Below are 1,410 nucleotides of genomic sequence, written 5' to 3'. Positions count from 1 at the left end.
CTGTCAGCAAAGAGGTGAAAGTGTTAGGGGCTCCCCAGAAATTTCGCTTGATCCCTATTCTTTCCACTTCCCAGCGGATGTCTCTCGAAGAGTACTCCTCGGCATTTAGATCATACAAGTGAGGCTTAGCGGATACTCGTAATTGGAGATATTGTTACTAAGCACGTATACTGCTCAGATCAGGGAGACCCTGAATATTTTCTATGAAGTTGGGTAGCAACAATACGAAGTACAATACAGAAAATTTCAGGATGACGATTTGGGGTGAGATGTTTGTTGCCGAGGGATTGGATTAGGGAAAAATCAGGCCACAAAAAAGGCAGTACTTTTCGTGCTGCCTCTTCTGTTTTACCTTACTTCAAGTATTCTTAAACGTAGTTATTCAACATCACCGGCATTACCAGCATGAGGATATCTTCGTTGTCATCTTTTTCTGTTGGTATCAGTAAGCCGGCTTTGTTTGGTTCTGAAAGGTGTAGCTGCACTTTATCTGAGTCTACATTGTTCAGCATTTCAATTAAAAACTTAGCATTGAAGCCGATTTCGATATCTCCCCCATCGTGCTCGCATGAAAGCCTTTCGTTAGCTTCGTTAGCGAAATCGAGGTCTTCTGCTGAGATTTGAAGCTCACTTCCGGTAATTTTCAATCTCACCTGGTGGGTAGTTTTGTTGGCATAGATCGCGATCCTTTTCAGGGAGCTTAAAAACTCTGAGCGATCAATGGTCATTTTATTGTCATTACCTGAAGGGATTACGTTTTCATAATCAGGAAAACGCTCATCGATAAGCCTACAGATCATTTTTATATTATTGAACTTGAAGAACGCGTTTGACACGTTGAACTCCACTGTTACGTTGGTGTTCTCTGTTGGCAATGTTGACTTCAAAAGGTTCAGTGCTTTTCTTGGGATGATGATGGCATTACCATTATCAGATGCCACATCCACTCTTCTGTAACGGATCAGCCTGTGCCCGTCTGTAGAAACGAAAGTAGTGTTTGTATCAGTCAGGTTCATGTAAACCCCTGTCATCGCAGGACGAAGTTCGTCGTTGCTGGTAGCGAAAATGGTATTGTTGATAGCTGCGCTCAATACAGAGGTTGACATATCCACTGAGAAATCATCCGATACTGCAGGTACCTTAGGGAAGTCCGTGGCATTTTCACCGGCAAGTTTATATCGACCGTTATCAGAACTGATCTCTACACTATAGGTCTCCTCGTCTATGGTGAAGGTTACAGGCTGCTCGGGAAGGTTTTTAAGCGTTTCGAGAAGTATTCTGGCTGGTACCGCAATGCTTCCGTTTTCTTTAGACTCCACCTCTAGTTCGGTAATCATAGAAGTTTGCAGGTCAGAAGCTGTAACCGTCAACTTGCCCTCACTTATTTCAAAAAGAAAGTTTTCTAGGATT

General features: G+C 42.8%; 1 protein-coding gene. It reads right to left on the bottom strand.

What is annotated here, in order from left to right; genetic code table 11:
• Positions 1–368 precede the first annotated feature (368 nt).
• Positions 369–1,410: DNA polymerase III subunit beta (gene dnaN, locus E1163_RS00485; RefSeq protein ID WP_155168567.1), on the bottom strand; the 1,042-nt coding region annotated here is incomplete at its 5' end.

Origin of the sequence: Fulvivirga kasyanovii (assembly GCF_009711405.1) — a bacterium.
GTDB classification, from domain to species: domain Bacteria; phylum Bacteroidota; class Bacteroidia; order Cytophagales; family Cyclobacteriaceae; genus Fulvivirga; species Fulvivirga kasyanovii.
The sequence above is the reverse complement of the archived record's forward strand: the minus strand, read 5'-3'. Positions and strand labels throughout refer to the sequence as shown.